Below are 25,713 nucleotides of genomic sequence, written 5' to 3'. Positions count from 1 at the left end.
AGATGTTTGAATATCAGCTAAAACTCAGCAAAAGACGTAAGACAGTTGCATTAAAGGTTACGGATACAGGCGTTCATGTGTATGCGCCATATGGTGCATGTATCACGGAAGTTGAGCGGTGGTTAAGCACTAAAAAGTCTTGGGTAGAAGCTCAACAAACAAGACTCGCGATTGGTGTACAAATACAAATACCTTGGCAGAGCAATAAGGTAATGATCTTTGGTGAAGCGTTTGAGTTTTTATTTGGCACTTGTAATTATATTGATCATCAAAAAAAGCAGGTTGTTATCAAAACCTCCACACGCTCTTCAGTCAAATCAATCAGAGCTCAGCTCATAAAGTTGCTGGCAGTTGAGCTTGAACAGTACGTAGATAGCAAATTACATCACTTTAGTACACAAATGAATGCGCCTGTAGCAACTGTAAAATTCAGAGAGTATAAAAGCCGTTGGGGAAGTTGTTCGAGTCAGTACGCACTTACATTCAACGTGTTGCTCGCTGGTGCGCCAAAGAGAATGATTGATTATGTGATGGTGCATGAGTTAGCGCACTGTCATGTTTTATCGCATAACAAGGCGTTTTGGCAGCTTGTCGGTAAATATGACCGAGATTATAAACAAGCGGTAAAATGGTTTAGAGAAAATGCTAAGCAGTTATTTATAGCTAAAGAATAAAAGAGATGGTGGAGGGGGCTGGATTCGAACCAGCGAAGGCAGTGCCGTCAGATTTACAGTCTGATCCCTTTGGCCGCTCGGGAACCCCTCCTCAGTGGAGCATACAATTTGGTGGAGGGGGCTGGATTCGAACCAGCGAAGGCAGTGCCGTCAGATTTACAGTCTGATCCCTTTGGCCGCTCGGGAACCCCTCCAAATTGTATTTGTGTTGTTGATGGTGGAGGGGGCTGGATTCGAACCAGCGAAGGCAGTGCCGTCAGATTTACAGTCTGATCCCTTTGGCCGCTCGGGAACCCCTCCTAAACAACGGCGGTGATAATATCAAAGTTTTTTATTAAGTAAAGAAAACTGCTAAAGAAATTTAAAAAAATGCCGATAAAAGTCTAGTTCAGTAATTAATTGGCGAAACTCTATGCAATTTGATGTGGTATTAACCAGAGAAGACCAACTTGGTAACGCACTTTCGGTGAGTGTGACCGAGCACCGTCGTGCTGATTTTTCCATGTTACTGGCAATGCTTTCTCAAGACGCCTTAGAATTTAGTCAATTTCATTTACCAGAGTCAGAACTGAATGAAGCTGATCTGAGTGAGTTAGCACTTAAGAAGGAACTACAAATTGGCCCTCAGCAAGCACTGGCACCAGAAACATACGATATGTTGATAGGTCAAAACAATGCGTCGCGATTAGCACAAAGCAGTTTAACAACTTTAAAACTGCAACAGTGCCTGTCGCCAGAGCCGTTGGCAATACGCAATGACAAAACGCATATTCCACTAGAGGTAGTGGATAATTGTGAAATAGCGGTAAGGAAGCGCTTGGAATCAATTAAAAGTGGCACTTCAATAGAAGAAAAACCCGCTATGAATGCAGCGGGCTTTTACGATCAGCTTGCTAGCGGACAGATGCAAAGTGCGTTGCAGCTCACCGCTTAAGTAATGTCTATCAGGTGCTATGGCACTTTTTAAACTTTTTACCACTGCCACAAGGGCACATGTCATTTCTACCCAGTTTAATTTCAGGTGTCTGATAAATGTGGCCGTCTAAATACTTCCATAAACCGTCTTCTAAAATAAAATTTGACAACTCATGAAGCGCACAGGCTTTGTTGTCTGCAATATATGTAGCTTGAAACTCAACAAAGCTGCCATCATTTGTATCACCAACCGATAATACCTCTAACTTAATAAAGTCAACGACATCGGCAAATGCCAAAATATCTTCAACACTATGATGCTTTTGTTCTTCTTGAGCGTAAGTTGCTCTTATGTATTGAGCATTTTTTACCACATATGCGCTATAGCGCGAGCGCATAAGCTGTTCTGCTGTTTTAGGAGTTTGTGCTCCTGAAATAAAAGGTTCGCAACATTGTTGGAAAGGCGCTTCACTTGAGCAATAACACATCACTGATACACATTAAGACATAAATGCAGGCATTGTACACTTTTCTGGTTGCTTAGTATGAGAAAAACAGAAAATTTCAGTGTTCGTGTTGGGTAAATTCATCCTACTTAGTTCATTGGCACTGAGAACGTCCGTCCAAGTGATCACGGCTGCAAAATTACCATTGTTTAGCGCAGAAGATAAAACGTAGCTTAAATCGACAATATGCTTTCTTCTAATCACTAATAATTTCTTGGTATCAACAGAGCAGCTATCTATCATTGCTTTATTTGGTACATTATCGGGCGCGATTAACAGTGTCCACCCTTGTTTTTGATTACATTGATGAACAATTTTGAGTAATGCTAAACTTGCACAAATATCATCTTCTGTTGTCACATGATGGACATTACTTACCGGTGACTTTGGTAAACCTGAAGTAATTTCTAAAACTGAACTTGTTTGCAACATAATCAACTCACTGGTGTTATATACAGTATTTGTATACAGTAGTTTATACAGTAATTAGATGCAAGCGAAAATTGTCACTTTTTTATACAAATATACAGCTATGGGTGAGGAAAAGTGCATGAATGCTTGTCAAGTCTATGAAATTTAATATAAAAAAGTGGCTAGATTACGACTGGATAAAGGTTAACTGATGTATTTGTTCGTACAGTGTTGCGGCATAACAGTGCGCATCTTTAATGCGCTTGGTAGTTAAGTGCGGCTTTAGTTGTTCTATCATAGCACTGGCGGCCTCCATACCCTGACTTTGTGCGAGCACCAACCAAGCCATCGCATGGAAGGGGCTTTGTGGCACCCCTTGTCCTTTAACAAAGAGTAAGCCAAGGTAAAACTGCGCTTTATAATTGCCAGACATAGCAGACATACGGAACCACTTCGCAGCAAGCGGAAATGCTTGCTCTTTGAGATAATACAAGCCTTTTTTAAAAGCGATTTGAGGATCATTGTCCTGGGGTAACTGGGCGTCACTGCTAATCGGAGAAGTTACAAAGTCCAATACATTAAGCAGCTGCTGCTCTAAATCTTGGCTTGCTGAATTTTCGAATTGATCTCGTTCCATAGTATAACCGCAATAATAAGCCCATTAGCAAGTGTAGCTGAATTCTAACTAATTTGTCCGAATAAACCAGTAGTTTATGTTAAAATCCAAACACTTGTTTCCAATTTAAAACCTTAACTATGTTAGAACGGTTATTCAATATACGCCAGCAAGGCTCTAGTGTGAAAACAGAGATAGTTGCTGGGTTAACCACATTTGTAACTATGGTCTATATCATCTTTGTAAACCCACCGATGTTAGCCGAAGCGGGGATAGACCTTGGCGCAGCATTTGTCGCAACCTGTGTCGCGGCAGCCATTGGCTGTTTTATTATGGGCTTTTGGGCCAACTACCCACTGGCACTGGCACCGGGAATGGGGCTGAACGCATTTTTCACCTATGGTGTGGTGCTTGGCATGGGGCACAGTTGGCAATCTGCATTGGGAGCGGTCTTTTTATCTGGGTGTCTATTCTTATTGCTCAGTATTTTTAAAATACGAGAGTGGGTGATTCAGGCCATTCCTTTGGTCTTAAAACAGGCTATTGCAACAGGAATTGGCGCATTTTTAGCGCTTATTGCATTGAAAAATGCTGGTATTATTATCGCCAGTCCGGCCACTTTGGTACAGCTTGGAGACATTACTCAGGCGGGCCCATTGCTGGCAATATTGAGCTTTTTTATTATCGCTGCTCTGATGTTCAGAGAGGTGAAAAGTGGAGTGTTGATCAGCATATTCGTTGTCACTGCAATAGCATTAAGCATGGGGTTGGTGTCATATCAGGGGGTGATATCTGCCCCACCGAGTGTTGTACCAACTATGATGCAACTGGATGTTGCCAGCGCATTGGAGTTATCTATGCTCAGTGTGGTGTTTGCGTTTTTGTTCGTTGACTTGTTTGATACGTCAGGCACATTGGTTGCAGTGACACACAAGGCGGGTCTGGCAGACAAACAGGGTCGTATGCCAAGAATGGGCCGCGCGCTATCTGCAGACAGCACTGCGACGATTGCAGGCTCAATGCTTGGGACCTCGACGACGACATCTTACATAGAGTCAGTCTCTGGTGTTTCAGTGGGAGGAAAAACAGGGTTAACAGCTGTCACGGTTGGGGTGTGCTTTCTACTGATGATGTTTTTTGCACCGCTGGCAAAAATGGTGCCGGCCTATGCGACGGCGGGAGCGATTTTATATGTTGCAGTGTTGATGTTGCAAAATCTTAAGTCGGTGAATTGGGATGATATGAGTGACGCCATTCCGGTCAGCGTGGTTTTGCTGATGACACCACTGACGTTTTCTATCGCCCACGGTATTGCACTGGGTTTTATAGCTTACACCGCGGTTAAAGTTGTTTGCCACAAGTCGCATGAAATCACGTTTAGTGTGTGGCTATTGACGGCATTATTTATATTTAAATTCGCGATAGAGTAGGTTAGGTATCAATGAAAAAGTGGTATTGATTACCACTTTTTCTTAGGTGCAAATAGGACGTCGAGATCGTCTTTTTCTCTTTCTTTTTTCTTTTTAACCGCAGACGCATTGGATGCCTTAAGTTCGGTACTTATCTCATCCAGATAGGTTGTGAGCTGTGCTTTTTTCTCTTCAACGTATTCATCTGTATAGCTTACAGAGTTGATAGTCGCATATGCCTTTTCAAAATATTGGCGCGCCGAACCAACCATGTTAGCGGTTCTAGCAGATACGCCGCGTTTGATCTGACTTTCTACATTAATACGCAGTTGTAACTTTTCCAGTCGTCTATCTTCGGCAACGAATAGTTGTGTATCAACCTTACCTTTAGAGTGCTCCGTACGAAGTACGTGACGCAGACGCTTTATACCTTGCACCAGAGCGATCAATTGTTTGTCAGCATCAGGTAAGCTTAAACCATCAACCTGTGACTCTGGGTTAATTGAGGAGCTTAAGCGCTCTTTGGCTTCATTCAGACGGTTTTTCAATTCTTTATTTGTTGGAGAAAGCTCAACCATGGTGGTGAGTGCGTCGAAAACTCTGCGTTGTAGAACCCGCAAAATGAGATCTGACATAGGAATGTTAGAGCTATTTACGATGATGTCCTCAGATTCCTCAATAATCTTTTTCTGTTTTGCTAATTCCTTTCTACGCTCAGCTTCTTGTTTTTCTCTATGCTGTTGTACGGCACTAACCCAAACCGCAATAACGATCAGTGCAACAATTAGCATAATTATAATAGAAACGAACATAACAAATTTCTCTTAGACCACGAATCAAAAGATGAATTTTTATCTTACATCAATTAATTGCATTCTGAACAGTTTTCCGTTCAGTTGTATGAAAAATAATTTGAAAATCATTATTTATCATTATAGACCAAGACAAGGTTTTATCTGATAAACAAACAGATATGTCTAGAGCTATCTCCATAGATGTAATTATGCTAGCCTTAGGAAGATTGGCTTTGTCTCAAGCATATACCATTTAATAGCGCGCCGTGTTCATTGCCTTGTAAAAACTAAAAAGAAAAAATAAGCTATGAAATTACAACAACTTAGATATATTGTAGAAGTTTTAAACCATAATCTGAATGTGTCAGCCACTGCTGAAAGCCTTTATACTTCTCAACCGGGCATATCAAAACAAGTTAGAATGCTGGAAGATGAACTTGGCGTACAAATTTTTGGTCGAAGTGGTAAGCATTTAACTCATGTCACTAATGCGGGCAATGAGATCATAAATATAGCGCGTGAGATCTTATCTAAGGTCGAAGGCATCAAGGCGGTTGCAAACGAACATACATTGCCCGATCAAGGTAAGTTGAACATTGCGACTACCCATACCCAGGCTAGGTATGCGTTGCCGGGTGTTATCCAGGGTTTTATGAAGAAGTATCCTGCGGTTTCTCTTCATATGCACCAAGGCACCCCACAACAAATATCTGACGCGGCGGCAAGAGGCGATGCTGATTTTGCTATCGCTACAGAGGCACTGCATTTATACTCAGATTTAGTGATGTTACCTTGCTATCACTGGAATCGCTCAATCGTAGTTGCTAAGGATCATCCACTTGCTCAAAAAGCACATAATCTGACTGTACATGATGTAGCAAAATACCCGCTCATTACCTATGTGTTTGGTTTCACTGGCCGCTCTGAATTAGATAAAGCGTTTAACGCGCATGGCTTAGAGCCTCACATTGTGTTTACTGCCACTGATGCTGACGTCATAAAAACCTATGTGCGCTTGGGCCTTGGAGTTGGGGTGTTGGCATCGATGGCTATTGATAGTGTGGCTGATAAGGACCTTGTTTGTATCGATGCGAGTCATTTATTTGAAGCCAGTACGACTAAAATTGGCTTCAGAAAGGGTAGCTTTTTGCGAGGTTACATGTATGACTTCATTGAACGTTTTGCGCCACACTTGAGCAAAGACTTAGTTGAAAAAGCCAGTTTGCTGCGTAATCAGGATGATGTAGACGCGTTATTTGCAGATATTCCGTTACCTATCAAGTGATCTCCTAGTTGTTGCGCATGGATTCAATGACTGTGCGCAACGTTGTTTTTCAACTGCTGTAATGAACAGTAATGGCAGTTTTTTGGGATTAGTCTAACGTTTAATGTGTGTTACCTGTTGGATACATACTGTGGAAGGATTGTCTCAACCAAGCGCTCGCTTTTCTCTTAACCATATATTTTTTGACAGCTTACTCGATAGGCTGTCTGAGTTCTCATTGATTCCTGAGCCGGCGAGTAACCAAACATCTGCTCCGGTTGCACATAATCAAGTCTTTCTAGGAAAAATCTATACACAGTTTTGTCCCACGGTTGAAACTGTAGAGGCGATGTTGGTGAGCAACAACAAAGTAGTTATTTTGGGCAGCCAGCATGAAATTGAGCAATATATTACTCGTCTAGATATGAGTGTTCGTTACCAATACTTGGGTGAAGAACAGAGCCTGTGCCCTGGGTTTATAGAGCCGAATATTAACTTAATTCTCAGTGCGATACTGCAACAGTGGTCGCATATTGGACCATTTGGCTTTGACTGTGGTTGGCAAAAATTGATGCCCAATTACGGGTTAAATTATATTGCGCGCGCATTACTGTATCTTGACAAAGGTTTATCAGCTGAGGATTGGCTGCTAGGTTACGGGCTTTACAGTGTGTTACTGGATGAGAGCGCACAAACGAGCCAGGATGATGTTTTTCAACTGGTGCAGCAAGTGTGTATCGATAGACCGGTTGCTATCTTGGATGCCACCAGTGCCATTGCATACGTGAATGAAGCCGCACTAGAGAAAATATATAGCTATTTGCAGCATCATGATGCGAACCCCTTTGCATCAAAAGCAATGTTTTTTGATTTGGTACGTCGTCAAAATGGTTTAATTAACGAACAGTTAGTGTGGTTGGTCGAAGCCTTGCCAGCTAGGCAGCTTAAACGCCAATTAAAAAGTGTGTTTATACAAATTGATGAAATTGTAGCACGTGCGTATTCGTTGGGTATCACCCATATGGGCACGATTGATACTCACCCATTTGCTCGCAAGTTGCTTAATCTATATCAAAAAACAAATTCAGCAATAAGCATAATGGAACCAAGAAATAGTTGGTTACAAGAGTTAAACAGTCTAGCTTGTTTAAGTGAGCAGTATACAAAAGTCGAGCCTGCGGCTAATCGCTCAATAGCCATTAACATTGGAGAGGTTGGCTATTGCGGCTATGACTGGGTGAAAAGTTATCACGGACAGTCAATGTTACAGCCTTGTCAGCAGTTAATGGATCAAGGGTATAATGTATGTTTGCAATCAGGGTTTCCTATTTTACCTTTGAGCCCCTTACGTGCTGCGGAGCAAGCCTGTAGCCGAATTATGGAGTATGCGCCAGGCTGCTATACCCGTCATGAACGGGTCTTGCTACCAGATCAATGTTTGTCAAAGCCCCAGTCACTCAATGCTATTACCAAAGCAGCAGCGGAACACTTAGGGTCTAACCTCGGCACTTTAAAAGAAGGTGAAACCGCAAACTTCGTTCACTTATCAGCCGATCCACTTGCTAGCAACTCTAATTTTAGGGAGTTGGCTGTGATAGCTTGTTACACCAACTAGCTAACCCAAGATCTTAGAAATTTCATTTATTTTCTTCATTCAATATGATTTACATTTAAATTTTTAATTATCAGTATTTTAAGTGATTTTATGTGTGTCAATGTTTACTGTACACATATAAATTCGCGGAGTTATTCATTAAAGTTATATAAAATATATTGTATACATTGTGTATTTGGTGTTAATAATTAAAAAGCCCGTTATCAAAAGTGATGGGTTTGGATACACAACATACAAAGGTACATTATGAAACTTAATAAAATAGCGTTAGCTCTGCCTGTGCTTGGGATGAGCCTAAACTTGACTGTTAGCGCAGCACAGCATTCAGGTTCTGCGCCGACACAGCCTCAAACAGAGCAATCAGTGCAACATATTCACCATGGTCATGAACATGAACAAGTAGATGAACGAGCACCAGTTGCTGCGTCCCAGCTTCAGGATGTGACACGTATTAATCCTCAGCTAAAATTGCAACAAGTGATGACATCACAAGCATCAGAAACGGTGCTAAGTTGTGATGCAAGTGCATTTGCAAATTCTTCAGGCAGCCAGCTGGTTGAGCAAGTTAAATCACAAGGCAGCAATTGTGTGAATGAGCTATTCACAGCGAGCAGCAGTGATCAAGTAGCAATCTTCACCAGCAGTAAAATGAACACCATCACTGATCATGCACGCACTTTAGCAACCAGCTACACAGGCTTAGGTGGTGATGAACTAAAAGCGATGTTTTTGTTTATTCGCGCAGGTTTTTACGTAGAGTTTTATAACGACGCGGTGACATTTGACAGCCAAGTAGCACTTAACGTTAAAAGTGCCATTGATGCATTTGTAAATAACAGCCACTTTTATGACAACAATGACGAACACGGCAAGGTACTACAGGAAGTCATAACGACCATGGATAGTGCTGAGCTACAACACGAGTATATCGATGTAGTGCGCCAGTGGTTGCTACGTTTTGATGAGAATTACGCCAATAACCGCAATATGCGTAATGCGGTAAATGGTATCTTTAACATCTTATTCCGTGGTCAATGGAATAGTGAGTATGTAACCAAAATTAAAACTGATAGTGCTTTGGTGAGTGCCTTAGTTGCCTTTACGCAAAAATCTTGGATGGTAGGCTCAGACTCTGAGTTCTTGATTACCAACTCAGCAGGAGAATTAGCAAGGCTTACCCAGTATCGCCCAAGTGATATCGATGAAGCGGTTACCAATGGTCTGAAAACTTTGTTCTCTACCTACAAGAGCTACGGGTATGGTGATTCATTGTGGCTCAATGCTGCTGATGTGGCATCGTATTTTGGCCATTGTAGTGAGTTTAACATTTGTAACTTTGAAGAGAATTTGACACAGCAAGTATTGTCTCAGATTCATCAATGTAGCAGTACGATTCGCATCAGAGCACAGGAAATGACAGCAGTTCAGCTTTCTTCAGCATGTGACACCATGGCAGCTGAAGAAACCCGTTTCCACACCCGCTTAGCGACTAATCAAACACCTGTAGCGGATGACAACAACTCGTTCTTACAGGTGAATATTTTTAATAGCAGTAATGACTATAAAAAATATGCCAAGGTCATCTTTAATATTGATACCAACAATGGTGGCATGTACTTAGAAGGGGATCCAAGCAAAACCGACAATCAGGCAAATTTCGTAGCTTATGAAGCAAGCTATGCTAAAGCTGATCACTATGTTTGGAATTTAGAGCATGAATATGTGCACTATCTAGACGGACGCTTTGATTTGTATGGTGGTTTCAATGCACCAACAGAAGACATTGTGTGGTGGACCGAAGGTGTGGCAGAGTACATTGCTAACCTCAATGATAATCAGGACGCTATCGACACGATTAAGGATGGCTCAGTTTATAATTTGCAGCAAGTCTTTGCGACTACCTATGACGGTTTCGATCAAGATAGAATCTACCGTTGGGGTTATCTTGCGGTTCGTTTTATGTTTGAACGTCATAACGATGAAGTGGATAAGATGCTAGGCAAAACCCGAGTAGGTGATTGGGCAGGTTATAAGTCATTACTCAATGGTTGGCAGGTAGCTTATGATGCAGAGTTTACACAATGGACACAAGAGCTGGCAGGTGATGTAATCACACCCCCTGTGGCAGAAGTTAATGGCCCTTACAGTGGTGTCGCTGGTGAACCTGTGACCTTCTCAAGTAATGGTAGCAGTGACGCGCAAGGCCCGATCGCAAGCTACTTGTGGGACTTTGGCGATGGTAATCAAAGCCAACAAGCGAACCCAACGCATATCTATAACGCCGAGGGCGATTACACTGTGACATTAACTGTTACTGATTCAGAAGGCCTCTCAAGCAGTGCCAGTACAAATGCACAAATTGAACAAGGACAGAACGTGCCACAGTTAAAACGTGGTCAGGCGGTCACTGTTAATGGTGTGCAAGATGAGCAACTGCTATTTGTGCTGAATGTACCGCAAGGAGCGAGTGATCTAAACATTGCTATCTCAGGCGGTGACGGAGATGCGGATTTGTATGTTCGTTATGGCAGTGAGCCGACACTTAGCAGTTATGACTGTCGTCCGTACGTGGGGGGCAACTCTGAGCAGTGTGACTTTGCAACTCCTCAAGAAGGCCAATACTACGTCATGATAAGAGGCTACAATGCTTTTAATAATGTGTCTTTGGTCGCGAACTTCGATGCACCTATAGCGTCTCTACCAGATGCTTGTCAAACACAAGCTGCGAAAACGGGTGGACGCGCTACAGCAGGCGAGCTTATCTGCCTTGGTGATCAATCTGTGATGTGGTTTAGTTTGGAAAATGTCAGCGGACAAGACACCGTTCGTATTGAGACAGCCAACGGTAGTGGTGACTTAAAGCTTGAATATAGCAATGCAGGCTGGCCAGATGGCAGCAATGTGGATGCGACATCAGATAACCTAGGTAATGCAGAGTGCATTAGTGTTAGTGCACAGTCTCAATATTGGGGTTATTTGAAAATATCAGGAGACAGTCAAGCCGCTTCTCTAAAAGTTACCTATAACGAAGGTGGTTGTAACTAATTGATGATTAGGTACTTGTGATAAGCTAATGGCAGGGCGGCCTTTTTGAGCCGCCTTTTTATCATCATAATATTGCTGAGTAATAATTCTGGTTGCAAAGCGTAAATCACTGGTTAACACTATAGTCATGTACATTATGTAATTGAGTAAACCTATCAAAACATTTCTTCTCCTAAAAAGGTCACTCATCCTATTTGGCATGGGCTGTTTGATGATCACAAGTGGAGTGTTATCTGCTAAGCAAACGATGACACTTTATGCTTATCACCTAAAGCCACCCTATATTACCGATGTTGAGCAAGAACAAGGGTTGTACTTTGACTTTGCGTTGCTGCTTAATCATCACCAAGCACACTACTCCTTTAAAGTTGAGTATATGCCACGCAAGCGTCTTAACCGTGATATAGAGCAAAACACCTTAGATGGTTTAATTATTGGTGTAAATCCAGTTTGGTTTCGGGATCAGCAACAGACAAAGTTTGCGTGGTCTGAACCTTTTATGAGAGATAGGGACGAGTTTGTATCGAATATTTCAGCGCCGTTCGAATTTTCAGGTCAGGCTTCATTGTATGGTAAAAGCATTGGTGGCGTGAGGGGCTATCACTACTTTCAGGTAGCACCTGTGGTAAAAATAGATAAAGCAACTCAACTTGAGATGGGAACTGAGTTACAGTTGCTGGAAATGCTCGTAAAGAAGCGTATTGAAATTGCGGTGATTAGTAATGCTACCCTGAACTATTTATTGGCTAATAACAAACGCTGGGAAAACGCCGTGCACTTGTCAAATCAGCCCCACGAATCATACAGTCGAGCATTACTCGCACCAAAAGATATGCGTAATGTTGTTGATGTAATAGACACGGTACTTCAAAAGAGCGAATTTAAAGAGCAGCTCCAACAGTTGTTAATTCGCTATCACATTACAAACACAGCACTAGGTGTAAAAAGCTAAGCGAGTCATTGAGTCGCTTAACATCAACTTGTCATTACCAACTGCCTGTATTTTCCATTGAAGCCCAAGGCTCTTGTGGCTCTAAGGCTTTGCCTTTTTGTAACAGCTCAATAGAAATACCATCAGGAGATCGAACAAATGCCATGTGCCCGCAACGAGGAGGACGATTGATCACAACTCCTGCTTGTTGGAGTGTTTGGCAAATAGCGTATATATCGTCAACTGCAAAGGCTAGATGACCAAAGTTTCTGCCACCTGTGTACTGTTCAGGGTCCCAGTTATAAGTCAGTTCTATGGTTGGTTTAAGAGAGGTTTTGGCTTCTTCTAGTTGGCCTGGTGCTGCCAAGAAAATTAAAGAGAACCTGCCTTGCTCACTGTCATATCGCTTGACTTCAACCAAGCCCAACAGGTTACAGTAAAAGTTAAGTGATGCGTCTAAGTCTTTCACACGCACCATAGTGTGTAAAAAATCCATGTATTGCCCCTTGTTTCAATTAAGCTATAGACTTATGGTCATTTGCTTAAATAACAAGGGGCAAAGTTCATTACTCAGCCTGTGCGCTTAACAACACACCAGAGAAACTTCGATATGCTTTTATACCTAAATGCCATACGCCCGATTGAGGGTTAGTGATGCTACAAAGTTCATCATTACCATCTTCATACGGGCGACACTCATAATTCGCAGTTGTAGGCTGCTGAGCAAATCTAATGTATAAGTCTGCATCACCTGAGCCGCCGCTCGTTTGTACATTTAGGCTGCTGGCGCCTGAAGGTACTTCAAAGGTGTAGTATAACCATTCGCCTTTACTGGCACTTTGGTCGGGCCATTGCTGTTGTTTACCCGGTGTTGTGCCGACATTGAAGTTCGCTACCAAACTCAAGTTAGAATAGGCCTCATAAGCGTGCAACATCACATAGTATTTACCTGATTGAATGGTATTGATAGTGCAGTTTTCAGCATTACCATTTTCGTATGGACGGCAGTCATAATCTTGTTGTGTAGCAAGCTGGGCAAATTTAACATATAGGTCTGCATCACCACTGCCTCCTGAGGTAGTAAATGATAGGCTGGATGTGTTTTCTGGCACATCAAGTACGTAGTGGGTTTCGTTGTCTTTTGCGGCATTTAACCCTGTTAGTGCTTCACCATTTTGTAACGCGATAGCTTCAGGCGGCTCAACTGGGCCCGAACCATTATCGATAACACTTAACTTATTACTCGCTTGTTTGAGTGTAAGCACTTCCCCAATCTCATTTGCGTGCCACCAATTGATATTGGCAGGGAGCGCAAGAGGGTCTGCTGCGCGCTGTTCACGCGTCAGTGTGTCGGCCGATGCGTCAAATTGTGCGGTGCGTACCAATAAGTTATCTGTACTGACAGTGAGTACTTTAAATTGCTGAATACTTGCCAAATCAATCGTCCAAGACTTAGGGTCGTTGGCGGAGCGGGCAGGTGCACCCCAGCTGCCTTCACCCACGTAAACAGTGCCGCCTGAGGTAGTCGCGTTAAAGCCATTATTGGTTGGCTGTAATGCTTGGGTGAGTTTGTTGATATGAGTATCTGATTCAACAACTAGGTTCATTGCATGGTTATAAAATGCATCGGCCCACCAAGTATGTAAAATGGTATTGTCAGACTTACCAGAGTAGTGCGGATACATAGGTTTGTGGTATTGCGCGCTACGCCAAGTGGTTGTATCACCATTGTTGCTAAGATCTTGCGTTAACCAGTTGTTCATAGCGGTAGCATAGCTTGACCAGCCGCTGTTTTTATACTGGCTGTTTAGGGTGTAAACACGCAGCAAGGTACCGACGTTAAAAGCACCATAGGTGTCTGAACTGGTACATTCACCATCTTGGTTATAATCAACACCAAAAACTTGGCATAGGGTTTTATAGTTATCGTCTTCATGATTGCCATGGGTGGCTACAAACGGGTAAATACGTTGGTAATTTACACCGTCGATCACATCGTCTGAGAAGGTTAGCTGCCAGTCTTGCAGATACTCTTTCATTTCTGAGACGGAGTTTGCATTGGTGTAGTCGCCACCATGCATGATGAACAGTGGGCGAATTTTTGCGATAAGCTGATTACCTTGGCGACGCGTTGTCCAACCCGTTCGAGTGTCACCGCCAGCGATGGCTGTAAACGGTTGGTTATCAGCTGGCGCGGTTTTAAACCACAGCGGCTGTGAACAGCCTTGGCTGTCACAAACACGATAATAAACTGGGGTATTTGCGCTGAGGTTCTGCAGTGTTACAAACTGACTTTCAAGACCTCCGTCAAAAGTGTGAGTGGTACTCACATTTTGCACCGTCCAACTTTGTTCATCAGTTGATGTACCATATTTGACGTGATGATTACTGCCCCCGTTGGGGGTGAAACCAATAGTCGCTTGTGATGAGGGGTTGTGGTCCCAGATCAGTCTATGATATTGACTACCGGCATGGGCGCTGGCGGTAAGGGTTAAACCGACAGCAAGGCTCACGATACGTGTGCTCATTTCCTTGATCCTATATTAATGTGTAGTTGAAGTGTCGCGACTGCTTAGCTGCGCATGAGAGTAAGCCTTAGTGATATCACTCACTAAGATAACAAAGGCGGCGTTTCTGTAGGGTAAGGTAACAACTTTACCGTTATGGAAGTTCACCGCTTTGGCACCTTGTTTTAGGTGCGCAAATTGTTGCTGTAATTTGACGTTGGCTTGGTTTGTCCAGTAATCACCTTTTTTGATGTGAGTAAAATAGTCATAGGCGATATAGGGCTGGCCAGGGTGTGCTGGCGGTTGTATTAAACTGGCGAGTTCACGCTCGGTTGGCAGTCGCCAGTTCTTTTGGCCGCACAGTGTTTGTTCATTGGTATGGCGGATAAGGTCTTGGGTATCGCAACGCGCAGACTCAAAATAGCAGTCACCAAAATTAGCTTTGCCCAAACCTTGGTCATACCAAGAGTATGTCCAGTAGCCATCATGAATAGACTCATCGTCTGTTTTTATTTCCCATAACAGATTGTTCTGGTGATCCAACACACAGGCCCACGGACCTTGCCAAGGTGACAATGGCTGACCTTGCGCGGTTATTTTTGTAAACCTTGGGTGTGTGATGGGTTCCATCTGTACATCGTCAAAAACAACATAAATGCTCACTATCACAACAACGAGTGCTGAAATGCAAAATCTTTTGATCACAGTAAATACCTAAGTTTGATTGCACGCTGGTGGCGAGTGTGGGCAATTTGGCTGCTATCAAAGGCTGACACCCAGATACACGTATCGCTATTAAGCGGCACATCATATTTAGACTGAGTCTGGTTTTTTCTTACCAACTCCAAGGTCCAAAAACCGTCTTGCCAATGGCCTTTAGCTCGTACGTCGGCACGATCGCCTTCGAACCGATTGGAGCGATAAAGTACTGAACTTAGTTGTGTGCCTATGGGATAGGTATCTTTTGACTTGTGGTAGGGCCGTGAACCAAACCAAGGTAATACCGCTTTGTTACTGTTGTCGTCGTGGGTGGGTAATCTTTTTGGGGTAACCTGATTAGGTGAATACCACAACCAATTCATCACATACGCGCCACTTTCTTTACCATCCGTCTGGTAGCCTGCCTTGTAGCGACGTTGACCACTCAGAGGCGTTGCCAGTGGGCCGATAAAATTGTCATCGGCTAGCACCATATCGTTGGTACGAACGGCTTTCCAATGCCACAGATCACGTACTTTACCATCTAAACTGGCATGGTAACCCTTACCATGCCAGTTGGCTGGCTTATCGGCAAAGGGCTTTTTACCTAAGTAGCTGGTGCCATCTGCACCCAGATCACAGCTGTTTGAGAGCATCACCGCGAATTTATCTTCATAGTGACTTTGCTCATCAAATTGATAAAAGCCGTTCTCTTGGACCTTCCAACCCTGTGATGTTTTTGTCAAAGGCAAGTGTCGCAAACTCTTGCTTGGATCTGCCCAGCGAAACAAAAAAAATGTTTCCTGCTGATTACTCAGTGCCTTTATTTGCACCTGCGTACGGCCATTGTCAAAGTTGGCTCCACCGGCGGTATCAATCAAAAACGAATGTGCTTGTTGCCACTGAGGTTCATTGGCTAGGCCGTCTACCTCCATCAAGACTTGGTTCGAGATAGGTGCAATATTCAATGTGTGTGTTAGCGCATTAATGATAAAAAAAACGGCTGTGGTACATAGGCTTAGCCCTGCAAGCAAGGCATAAGGAATGTGTTTATTGCTCATCAGCAGAATTTTCTTAAAGGCTTTACGGCCAAATTGGAGCATATACACCCAACTGTGCAGTAATAAATAAACAACAATGGCCAATGCACTGTAATAATGTAAAGACGTAGCTTGTTTGGGCGTTATATCGAGATAATTTAGTAATCCGCTTACTAAACATACTGTTAAACTAATATAACCAAACCATGTAACCATACGGTGGTAGCGGCTTTGTGAGGTAATGGTGCCTCTGCTAATTCTAAAATATAAATAATACACACTGACAATCAATAGCACACTGGCTGATAGCAAGTGTAAGTTATGGACTTGCCCTGATGGAAACAGCGTTGCTATGGTTAGTAAGTATGGTTTAGTTAATGTTGCGATACGAAAGCCAGATAGCAAGCTTAGCGTAATTGCGAATATAGCAGCGGTGTGTAAAAGGATAAAAATTGAACGTCGCACGAAATTTCACTGAGTAAAATAAATGTAAACATATACTACATTTTATTTACGTAGTGTGAAGGGGGGATGACAATCTATTAATTATCAAAGTATTTTTTAGAGTTCTTAGCGAATGCGAGATCCTATCCTATACTCAAATATAATCAGTTTTAGGCGTTTCATCTTCACTAGAGGGGGCGATGACTGTGTCAAAAATAGCGAATGATAGCGTTATTGACAGCATGACAGATATCGTTGCTTGTTTGAATACGAGTGATTCGATACAACGCTTCTTGCTGGATATTCATTGTATATTGCAAAAAGTCACATACGCGGATAACTTTTACGTCGTCTTGTTTGGACGTGATGATACGCTTCATTTCCCATATTTTCATGATGTGATGGACAACATCAGGGCTGAAGACCTAGAAGACATCAATTTGAATGTGGTTGAAAAAACGCTGACAGGGTATGCCATCAGTCAACGGAAAATTTGCAATTTTACCGAGCAAGATATACAGCAGCTTATTGATTCTGGAGAACTACAGGTACTAGGCACGATGCCTAAACAATGGTTGTGCTTTCCGTTACTTAATCGCAGCTCCTATCTTGGTGCGTTTATTATTCAGTCCTATCGTAATGAGCAAGAATACTCAGGTGTGATTGTTGATGTACTTTTTACGATTAGTCATGTGATCTCTTCCGCATTAGATGCTTTCAATAACCAACGTGCTTTACTCGAAGCAAATGAAGCGTTGCAAATCTATCAAAGAGAATTAGAAGAGAGAGTACAGGCGCGTACGCAAGAGCTACAAAAAAGCCTTGAAGAAGTTCGTCAGGAGGTGCAAAAACGTGAGCAGTTGCAGCAGCAACTGGAATATGAATCGTTACACGATAATTTGACGGGTCTGGCTAATCGAAAATATTTGTTTAAAGAGTTATCTCGACTGGCCGCAAAATCACAGCGTGCAAATCTAGAAATCTATGTTTTGTATATCGATCTAGATGATTTTAAGCCGATCAATGACAATTACGGTCATCATGCTGGCGATATTGTTTTACAAACGGTCGCTAAAAGGTTGGTCGAAGAAGTGAGAAGTTACGATCTCGTTTCTCGCCTAGGTGGTGATGAGTTTGTGGTGCTGATGACTGAGCCACTTCACTTTGGGGTATTACAGCAAGTTTGTGAGAGGTTGCTTAAAGCTGTTTCTATGCCAGTTGATGTACCTGACAATAGTCAGGTTCGATGTGGTTGCAGCATTGGCGTGACCGGGAACTATGCTCAGGCTTTTAGTGCAGAAGCCATTTTACACCAAGCAGATGATGCGCTTTATCAAGCTAAGAATAACGGGAAAAAACAAATCTCTTTTTCGGTGTCAAAGTAACAGTAAACTTTTTAAGGCTTTGCTTTAGTCTGGCTTTGCTTTAGGATCGAGCCACAAAGATTTCCTGTAGCTTAAGTTATGGCATTGAGAATACTGTTTATTTTTTGTTGTTTATGGTCGATTCATACACCTGCAGTTGAAGTGACTGATTTGTATCAAAGCGAGCTGTATGTCACTGATAAAAGTCGCGACACGCGAGTCGAAGCCAGCAAAAAAGCGTTGTATAACGTAATAAAAAAACTCACAGGTCGCCATGAAGGTGGGGACTCTACGCTTATCAAACAAGCAATGCGCTCTATCTCAGACTATATGCTCAAGTATGAATATTTAGATGCGCAAGATGGAACGGTTAAAATACGCGTAAAGTTTGAGCCAACCAAAGTCGAAGAATTGGTCAGAGATGCCCAGCTACCACTTTGGGGGAATCGTCGACCACTGATCGCGATTTGGCTTGCTATTGAAGACAATTTTCGCCGTGAGTTTGTTACCCAAGACAGTTATCCGCAGCTTGAACGTTTAATTTACGATACGGCAGCGGAGTGGGGTGTGCCTGTCATAGTGCCATTACTTGACCTTGATGACCTGGCCAAGGTAAGCGTTGCTGAGGTTTGGGGAAACTTCTCTGAGCCTGTGGAGCTTGCATCGCAAAGATATAACGCAGAGCGCGCTATCACAGCACGTATGTTCCAACAGCGTAACAGTAGCAGCTGGCAGTTGGAGTGGCGCTATACCGATGCGCAAATGTTTGAAGTCAACAAATTAGTTGGCGATAAACAGCAGATCCTCATCACCATGGTGAATGACTTTTCATCAGCATTAGCAAAAAATTACGCGATTGACCCGAATGTTTCTTTGGCGACTCAAACCACTTCTTTGATTGTTGATAATCTCAAGACCTTCACATCAATTGAGTTGGCAAAAAGGCAACTTACCAGTTTGAGTACAGTGGTGGATGTGGATGTTGTGTACCGCTCTGCTGATGTGGTTAGGTTTGAGATCCAACATAGCTCGACGTTAGACGATCTCGTTAAATCATTGAACTTAGAGCAAGCGTTTAACATTTATGTTGACCCGCATGCGTTTTATCAAATCGCCAACGCCTCGAATTTACGCTATAGCTGGGTAGGCCAGTGATGAGTAACGAACCCATGCAAATGGCGCTGCCTGTGACCCTCCCAGATGACGAAACATTTGAGTCTTACTTTGGTGGCGCTCAGTCATTAGAGGTCAACCATTTAAAAGCGTCATTGAGAAATCTTGCCAAGGATTTCCAATATACGTATTTATGTGGGTTGGCGGATTCTGGCAAGTCACATTTGCTTTATGCCACATGTATCCATGCTCAGGAAATGGGGTTGTCGACCATTTTATTAAGTCTTAGAGAAGTGATTGATTTTGGCCCAGCGGTCTTAGATGGTTTAGAGTCTTTGGATGTTGTATGTATCGATGATGTACATTTGGTGGCAGGTGTTGAGCATTGGGAAAAGGCGCTCTTTAACTTTTTCAATCGATTCAATGAACCCAATAAGTGCTTGGTTGTGACCGCGGATCTGTTGCCCAACATGCTGAACATAAATCTACCAGACCTTGAGTCTCGTTTGGCATGGGGAACCACATTTCAAATCCGCTCGATGAGCGATGATGATAAAGCCGAGGCTCTAGTAAAACGTGCAAATATGCGGGGCTTAGAGTTGAGCGATGAATGCGCACGCTTTTTGCTCACTCGATTGAGCCGTGATATGCGTGCCTTGCTCGATGTACTAGATAAACTCGATCATGCCTCGATGGCAGCACAAAGAAAGCTTACCATTCCATTTATTAAAACCACGCTGCGATTGTGATGAACTTGCAAGTAAAATGGCGAAAATTTTTGTAGATTTATCCCAAAGATGCAAGTTTTTACAAATATTCACCCACAATAGTAAACTCAACCCGAGTTAGGGCTAGAATCTAGTCCTTGCTTTCAGTTATCATACGCGATTAATACAACAGCAAATTACCTCCATAAAGATCAGGTATAGAATGAACTTAGAGAATATTTTAGCGCAAGCGTTAGAAGCCGTATCGGTAGCCCGCGAAATTGCGCACCTTGAGGATGTCCGAGTTAATTACCTTGGTAAAAAAGGTGAGATCACAGGATTATTAAAAACTCTGGGCACGCTCGCACCAGAAGAGCGAAAAGAAGCCGGAGCCGTTATCAATCAGGCTAAAACTCAGGTGCAAGATGCGATAAATGCAAAGCGTGAGCAATTGACTCAGCAAGCACTTGAGAAAAAATTGGCGGCAGAGACCATAGATGTCACGTTGCCTGGCCGCAACATGCCAATTGGTGGTTTGCACCCAGTGACACGCACGATAGAGCGTATCGAATCATTCTTCGGTGAATTAGGGTTTGCTGTTAAATCTGGTCCAGAAGTTGAGGATGACTTCCATAACTTTGATGCGCTAAATATTCCTGAGCACCACCCAGCACGTGCTGATCATGATACATTTTACTTCAACCCTAAATTGGTATTGCGTACACAAACTAGTGGCGTACAAATCCGTACCATGGAAGCTGAGCAGCCGCCACTTCGTATTATTTCTCCAGGTCGCGTATACCGAAATGATTACGACCAAACCCACACGCCAATGTTCCATCAGGTAGAAGGTTTGATGGTTGACACAGATGTGAGCTTTACTGAACTTAAAGGTATTTTGCATGACTTCTTACGTAACTTTTTTGAGGAAGACATGGAAATTCGTTTCCGCCCATCTTATTTCCCATTTACAGAGCCTTCAGCTGAAGTGGATGTAAAAGGGAAAAATGGAAAATGGCTAGAAGTACTAGGCTGTGGCATGGTACACCCAAATGTATTGCGTTCAGTCGGTATCGACCCACAAAAGTATACAGGCTTTGCTTTTGGTATGGGTGTTGAGCGTTTAACCATGTTGCGTTATGGCGTAAACGACTTACGCGCATTTTTCGAAAACGATTTAAAATTCCTAAACCAATTCAGATAAGAGCGAAGTTAATAATATGAAATTTAGTGAAAAGTGGTTACGCGAGTGGGTTAATCCAGCCATTGATACTGAGGCTCTATCTGAACAGCTCTCTATGGCGGGTTTAGAAGTTGACGGATTAGAAGCCGTTGCTGGTGATTTCTCAGGCGTTGTGATTGGGGAAGTGGTTGAATGTGGTCAACACCCTGATGCAGACAAACTACGTGTGACCAAAGTGAATGTTGGCGAAGATGAACTACTTGATATCGTGTGTGGTGCAGCAAACTGCCGTACAGGACTGAAAGTTGCGGTAGCAAAAGTAGGTGCGGTATTACCTGGCGACTTTAAAATTAAAAAGGCCAAATTACGTGGTCAACCTTCACACGGCATGCTGTGTGCGTTTGAAGAACTTGGCATGGCTGAAAGCTCTGATGGTATTTTAGAGTTACCAAGTGACGCGCCAATCGGCCAATGTATCCGTGAGTATTTTTCTTTAGACGACGTCACAATTGACGTTGATCTTACTGCTAACCGCAGTGATTGCCTTGGCATAAAAGGTCTAGCTCGTGAAGTGGGTGTATTGAATTCAGTGGATGTCACAGACGTTGCGATTGAAGCAGTACAGCCAACGATTGATGATAAGATTTCAATTGAGCTGGTAAACAGTGCGTCATGTCCTCGTTATTTGGGTCGTGTGATCAAGGGAATTAACCTTGATGCAACCACACCACTTTGGATGGTAGAAAAGCTACGTCGCTCAGGTGTACGTTCAATTGACCCAGTTGTTGATGTAACCAACTATGTGCTACTTGAGCTTGGTCACCCAATGCACGCGTTCGATTTGAATGCGATTGAAGGCGGCATTAAAGTACGTAACGCTAATGAAGGCGAGGAACTAGTATTGCTTGATGGCAATACAGCCAAGCTAAATCCAACAACTCTGTTGATTGCTGACGATAAGAAAGCGCTCGCTATGGCGGGTATTTTCGGTGGTGAAGGCTCAGGTGTTACACAAAGCACTCAAGATATCCTACTCGAAAGCGCATTCTTCTCTCCTTTAGCCATTGCTGGGCAAGCGCGTAGTTACGGTCTTCATACCGATGCATCACACCGTTATGAGCGTGGTGTTGACTACAAGCTACAACGCGATGCAATGGAACGAGCTACTGCGTTGTTGCTAGACATTGTTGGTGGTCAGGCAGGCCCAGTGGTTGAGGCTGTATCAGAAGCCGATCTACCCAAAGAAAAATCAGTGACGTTACGCCGTGAACGTTTAGATCGAGTAATTGGTTATCACATCGCTGATGAAAAGGTTGCTGACATTCTTACCCGTTTAGGGTTGAGTAACACGTTTGCAAACGATACGTGGCAAGCACAGGTGCCAAGTTATCGTTTTGATATCAGCATTGAAGAAGATTTGATTGAAGAAGTGGCACGAGTATTTGGTTACAACAACATTCCAAATGTTGCACCAAAAGCGGCGTTAAAGATGACTCAACATAACGAGGCCAACGTGCCGGTGTCTCGTATGCGCAACGAGTTGGTGGCGCGTGGTTACCAAGAAGCGATTACCTACAGCTTCGTTGAACCAAAAGCACAAAAGCTATTGCACCCAGAGTCAGATGCCTTAATTCTACCACACCCGATTTCAGTAGAAATGTCAGCCATGCGTGTAAGCCTGATGACAGGGTTAATTAACGCTGTGGTGTATAACCAAAACCGTCAACAATCTCGTATTCGTTTATTTGAGCATGGTTTGAAGTTCCTGAAAGATGAGTCTGCAGAGAATGGCGTTGCTCAAGTGGCTGTTTTAGGTGGTATTGTTTATGGCAACACACACAACGAGCATTGGTCGGTGGCATCGCGTCCAGCAGATTTTTTCGATGTCAAAGGTGATGTGGAAGCCCTATTAGCACTGACTAACGATGGCTCTCGTTTTAGCTTCAAAGCAGAGCAGTGTGACGGCCTACATCCTGGTCAGTCAGCAGCGATTTATTTTGATGATGCAAAAGTTGGCTTTATCGGCGCAGTTCATCCACAATTACAAAAGTCTCTAGGTTTGAATAGCACGGCCTATGTGTTTGAAGTTGAAGTGGATGCATTGAGTACTCGTAAGTTGCCAGAAGCGGTAAGTGTGTCTAAATTTCCATCAAATCGAAGAGATATCGCTATTTTAGTTGCAGATGATGTAAAAATAGGCGATATTTTAGAAAGCATTGAGAAAGTTGGCGGAAATCAATTAGTTGACCTAAACTTATTCGATGTGTATAAGGGCAAAGGTATTGAGCCAGATTTTAAGAGTTTGGCGATTGCTCTGACACTACAAGCGGTTGATAGAACGCTCGAAGAGAAAGACATCAATCAAGTTGTAGAGAACGTGGTGGCCGAACTGGCCAAACAATTTAATGCATCGTTGAGGGACTAGATATGGCGCTTACTAAAGCCGACATAGCTGAACACCTATTTGAAAAATTGGGGATAAATAAAAAGGATGCCAAAGACTTAGTTGAAGCGTTTTTTGAAGAAATCCGCTCAGCGCTTGAAAAAGGAGAGCAAGTTAAGCTCTCTGGATTTGGTAACTTTGATCTCCGTGACAAAAAAGAGAGACCGGGTCGAAACCCTAAAACAGGTGAAGACATTCCAATCTCTGCGCGTCGCGTAGTAACTTTCCGTCCAGGCCAAAAGCTTAAGACTCGCGTCGAAGTTGGTACTAGCAAAGAAAGTTAATATTTTTTTAAAAAGTTTATAGCTATTTTTAAGGCCTTGAGTTCACGCTCGAGGCCTTTTGTTTTGTCATAAAAAAGTCATAAACCTTCTCTACACTGTCGCCTTTCATATCTGGCAGGCTGAGGTTTAAATCATGCCAAGGGCACATTTGTTCGCAAAGCAGTTGAAACATATTGCGTTTGCTTGGTTGGCTTGCACTGTTGTGTTTGGCACATTGCTCGCTTTACTTGTCGTCCAGCACCGTGATGCAGAGCAATTACATATTCAAAATGTCGCTCAGAAGGTTCACTTCGAACTTAACGCTCAACTTAAAGAGATTGACTCGTTTTTGCGCCAAGCAGAATCGCTTGATGTTACATGCCCACAAGAAACATTGTTTCGCCTCAGACAGCAGGTATTTAAAAATCCTGCCATGAGTGAGATTGGCATTGTTGACCACAAGGGTCAGTTGTTATGTAACACTTATGGTGTGCTTAACCCGCCAATTCAAACAACGGCCCCCATAAAAAGCAAAGAACTACGTTATCATGGCCCTGTCATAAGCGAATATATGGAAATGTCAGCTTTTGTTCTGGCAAGAACGCGCAAAGATGGCTATGAGGTCAACGTACTGTTACCGAGCGACTGGCTGCGCCATACGCTTGATTTACAGCAATATTCTCAGCTCGATTTTATCGCTCTCGTTGATAGCCAAACGGGGGTGCCAATATTATTGCAGGGTAATTATAGTTTACCTTTGCACCAGGCATTGTTTCCTATTGAACTGCCGCTACAGGCGCGTGGGGAGTTTGATGATGGTATGAACAAGTATCTATTTGCTAAGCCACTGGCCTCGCTTCCTAAACTTTCAGTGGTGGCCTCAAGTAATAGCAAGCCAATCTTTACTATCCGTTCAACTCCCTTCATGGCGCTTGTGGTTGCGTATCTGATTGTTTGGGGATTGCTTAGCTATCTACTTTACTTTATTGAAAAACGACAGCTTAGTTTGAAGTATCAGCTAAAACGCGCCATTTCACAGCGCCAGTTATTCAATGTTTATCAGCCGCTTATAGATGCGAAAACACAAAAGGTTGTGGGCGTAGAGGTACTCATTCGCTGGCAACATCCAAGTGAAGGAGAGTTGGGCCCCGCTTATTTCATTCCTGAAGCCGAAAGAAGTGGCGCAATCGTGGAGATTTCTATTGCACAAGTACACAACGCGGTTCAGGAGTTGGCTCCGTTGTTGGCGTTAAACCCGCAGCTTAAAGTATCATTTAATGTTAATGGGCAGTTGTTGAGCTGTGCCAGCTATTTAATCGCACTTGAGCAAGCAAAGCGACATATTTGCTCACTTACCATAGAGCTGACAGAACGAGATGTGTTGGCTCAGGTGCAAGTAAAACGCACCTTGGAACAGCTCGTTGCGCAGGGGATTGAGGTGGCTGTGGATGATTTTGGGACTGGGTATAGTGGTTTGCAATACTTGCAGAGTTTTCCAATAGATTTACTCAAGATAGACCAAAGCTTTGTGGCTTCAATTGGGTTGGATAATTTACAATCACCGGTGCTCAACGCGGTGATAGAAATGGCGACCAAGCTCAACAAAAAGTTGATTGCGGAAGGGGTAGAAACTGCCTATCAGGCTGACTATTTACTCAAACAGGGGGTCGAGGTCCATCAGGGCTGGTTATATGCCAAGGCTTTGGCAATTGAGGCTTTAATAGTAATGGTACAAAGGGAGCCATCAACACTCCCTTCATACTCTTAATT

General features: G+C 43.1%; 22 protein-coding genes and 3 tRNA genes. 14 read left to right on the top strand and 11 right to left on the bottom strand.

Annotated elements, in window-relative coordinates; genetic code table 11:
• Positions 1-2: 2 nt before the first annotated feature.
• Positions 3-674 (top strand): YgjP-like metallopeptidase domain-containing protein, encoded by a 672-nt coding sequence (locus L1070_RS09565; protein WP_237125453.1) that lies wholly within the window; start codon positions 3-5, stop codon positions 672-674.
• A 6-nt stretch (positions 675-680) separates the two neighbouring features.
• Here the strand turns inward: L1070_RS09565 and L1070_RS09560 are convergent.
• From L1070_RS09560 to L1070_RS09550, 3 genes are all read right to left on the bottom strand, one after another.
• Positions 681-765 (bottom strand) — tRNA-Tyr (locus L1070_RS09560).
• A gap of 18 nt (positions 766-783) precedes the next feature.
• Positions 784-868: transfer RNA gene (locus L1070_RS09555), tRNA-Tyr, on the bottom strand.
• Between the two features lie 21 nt (positions 869-889).
• Positions 890-974 (bottom strand) — tRNA-Tyr (locus L1070_RS09550).
• A 112-nt stretch (positions 975-1,086) separates the two neighbouring features.
• On the opposite strand from L1070_RS09550, the gene L1070_RS09545 reads away from it, so the two are divergent.
• Positions 1,087-1,608, top strand: a complete 522-nt coding sequence (locus L1070_RS09545) for a VC2046/SO_2500 family protein (RefSeq protein ID WP_237125389.1) — start codon at positions 1,087-1,089, stop codon at positions 1,606-1,608.
• Positions 1,609-1,618: 10 nt separating this feature from the next.
• Here the strand turns inward: L1070_RS09545 and L1070_RS09540 are convergent, their stop codons facing one another.
• From L1070_RS09540 to L1070_RS09530, 3 genes are all read right to left on the bottom strand, one after another.
• Positions 1,619-2,077, bottom strand: coding sequence for a YchJ family protein (locus L1070_RS09540; RefSeq protein WP_237125388.1), 459 nt, complete (start codon positions 2,075-2,077; stop codon positions 1,619-1,621).
• A 12-nt stretch (positions 2,078-2,089) separates the two neighbouring features.
• Positions 2,090-2,527, bottom strand: a complete 438-nt coding sequence (locus L1070_RS09535) for a SulA-like leucine-rich domain-containing protein (protein ID WP_237125387.1) — start codon at positions 2,525-2,527, stop codon at positions 2,090-2,092.
• Between the two features lie 166 nt (positions 2,528-2,693).
• Complete coding sequence (locus tag L1070_RS09530) at positions 2,694-3,143, bottom strand: sel1 repeat family protein (protein ID WP_070986816.1); 450 nt, start codon at positions 3,141-3,143, stop codon at positions 2,694-2,696.
• A 119-nt stretch (positions 3,144-3,262) separates the two neighbouring features.
• Here L1070_RS09530 and L1070_RS09525 point away from each other — a divergent pair, with 119 nt between their 5' ends.
• Positions 3,263-4,552, top strand: coding sequence for an NCS2 family permease (locus L1070_RS09525; protein ID WP_237125386.1), 1,290 nt, complete (start codon positions 3,263-3,265; stop codon positions 4,550-4,552).
• 29 nt (positions 4,553-4,581) lie between these two features.
• Here L1070_RS09525 and L1070_RS09520 read toward each other — a convergent pair whose 3' ends face one another.
• Positions 4,582-5,343 (bottom strand): hypothetical protein, encoded by a 762-nt coding sequence (locus tag L1070_RS09520; RefSeq protein WP_237125385.1) that lies wholly within the window; start codon positions 5,341-5,343, stop codon positions 4,582-4,584.
• Positions 5,344-5,632: 289 nt separating this feature from the next.
• Here L1070_RS09520 and cysB point away from each other — a divergent pair, with 289 nt between their 5' ends.
• The 4 genes from cysB to L1070_RS09500 all read left to right on the top strand — a co-directional run bounded on the left by cysB (position 5,633) and on the right by L1070_RS09500 (position 12,201).
• Positions 5,633-6,610: an HTH-type transcriptional regulator CysB gene (cysB, locus tag L1070_RS09515; protein WP_070986819.1), complete on the top strand. Its 978-nt coding sequence runs from the start codon at positions 5,633-5,635 to the stop codon at positions 6,608-6,610.
• 130 nt (positions 6,611-6,740) lie between these two features.
• Positions 6,741-8,204: an amidohydrolase family protein gene (locus L1070_RS09510; RefSeq protein ID WP_237125384.1), complete on the top strand. Its 1,464-nt coding sequence runs from the start codon at positions 6,741-6,743 to the stop codon at positions 8,202-8,204.
• Between the two features lie 246 nt (positions 8,205-8,450).
• Entirely contained in the window at positions 8,451-11,249 is a 2,799-nt protein-coding gene (locus tag L1070_RS09505; RefSeq protein WP_237125383.1) for a collagenase, read from the top strand.
• A gap of 211 nt (positions 11,250-11,460) precedes the next feature.
• On the top strand, positions 11,461-12,201 hold the full coding sequence (locus tag L1070_RS09500) for an ABC transporter substrate-binding protein (protein ID WP_237125382.1): 741 nt from the start codon (positions 11,461-11,463) through the stop codon (positions 12,199-12,201).
• A 34-nt stretch (positions 12,202-12,235) separates the two neighbouring features.
• Here L1070_RS09500 and gloA read toward each other — a convergent pair whose 3' ends face one another.
• The 4 genes from gloA to L1070_RS09480 form a co-directional block, all read right to left on the bottom strand.
• A complete protein-coding gene (gene gloA, locus L1070_RS09495) occupies positions 12,236-12,676 on the bottom strand; it encodes a lactoylglutathione lyase (RefSeq protein ID WP_237125381.1) in 441 nt (146 codons plus the stop codon).
• Positions 12,677-12,746: 70 nt separating this feature from the next.
• Positions 12,747-14,708 carry a pre-peptidase C-terminal domain-containing protein gene (locus tag L1070_RS09490; RefSeq protein ID WP_237125380.1) on the bottom strand — a complete coding sequence of 654 codons (1,962 nt, stop codon included), beginning with the start codon at positions 14,706-14,708 and terminating at the stop codon, positions 12,747-12,749.
• Positions 14,709-14,723: 15 nt separating this feature from the next.
• A complete protein-coding gene (locus L1070_RS09485; RefSeq protein ID WP_237125379.1) occupies positions 14,724-15,392 on the bottom strand; it encodes a DUF1566 domain-containing protein in 669 nt (222 codons plus the stop codon).
• The gene (locus L1070_RS09480) at positions 15,389-16,891 is read right to left on the bottom strand and encodes an ethylbenzene dehydrogenase-related protein (RefSeq protein ID WP_237125378.1); all 1,503 of its coding nucleotides are present in this window, start codon (positions 16,889-16,891) and stop codon (positions 15,389-15,391) included. Before L1070_RS09480 ends, L1070_RS09485 begins: the two co-directional genes overlap by 4 nt.
• 179 nt (positions 16,892-17,070) lie before the next feature.
• Here L1070_RS09480 and L1070_RS09475 point away from each other — a divergent pair, with 179 nt between their 5' ends.
• From L1070_RS09475 to L1070_RS09445, 7 genes are all read left to right on the top strand, one after another.
• Positions 17,071-18,255: a GGDEF domain-containing protein gene (locus L1070_RS09475; RefSeq protein WP_237125377.1), complete on the top strand. Its 1,185-nt coding sequence runs from the start codon at positions 17,071-17,073 to the stop codon at positions 18,253-18,255.
• Between the two features lie 78 nt (positions 18,256-18,333).
• Positions 18,334-19,389, top strand: a complete 1,056-nt coding sequence (locus tag L1070_RS09470) for a DUF2066 domain-containing protein (protein WP_070986828.1) — start codon at positions 18,334-18,336, stop codon at positions 19,387-19,389.
• Positions 19,386-20,096, top strand: a complete 711-nt coding sequence (gene hda, locus L1070_RS09465; protein WP_083330593.1) for a DnaA inactivator Hda — start codon at positions 19,386-19,388, stop codon at positions 20,094-20,096. Before L1070_RS09470 ends, hda begins: the two co-directional genes overlap by 4 nt.
• Positions 20,097-20,277: 181 nt before the next feature.
• On the top strand, positions 20,278-21,258 hold the full coding sequence (gene pheS / locus L1070_RS09460; RefSeq protein ID WP_070986829.1) for a phenylalanine--tRNA ligase subunit alpha: 981 nt from the start codon (positions 20,278-20,280) through the stop codon (positions 21,256-21,258).
• A gap of 16 nt (positions 21,259-21,274) precedes the next feature.
• Complete coding sequence (gene pheT / locus L1070_RS09455) at positions 21,275-23,662, top strand: phenylalanine--tRNA ligase subunit beta (protein ID WP_237125376.1); 2,388 nt, start codon at positions 21,275-21,277, stop codon at positions 23,660-23,662.
• Positions 23,663-23,664: 2 nt separating this feature from the next.
• Complete coding sequence (ihfA, locus tag L1070_RS09450; protein ID WP_010362644.1) at positions 23,665-23,964, top strand: integration host factor subunit alpha; 300 nt, start codon at positions 23,665-23,667, stop codon at positions 23,962-23,964.
• A gap of 133 nt (positions 23,965-24,097) precedes the next feature.
• Entirely contained in the window at positions 24,098-25,711 is a 1,614-nt protein-coding gene (locus L1070_RS09445; protein WP_237125375.1) for an EAL domain-containing protein, read from the top strand.
• Positions 25,712-25,713 lie beyond the last annotated feature (2 nt).

This window comes from Pseudoalteromonas sp. MMG022, from assembly GCF_021654245.1.
Taxonomy (GTDB): domain Bacteria; phylum Pseudomonadota; class Gammaproteobacteria; order Enterobacterales; family Alteromonadaceae; genus Pseudoalteromonas; species Pseudoalteromonas amylolytica.
The sequence above is the reverse complement of the archived record's forward strand: the minus strand, read 5'-3'. Positions and strand labels throughout refer to the sequence as shown.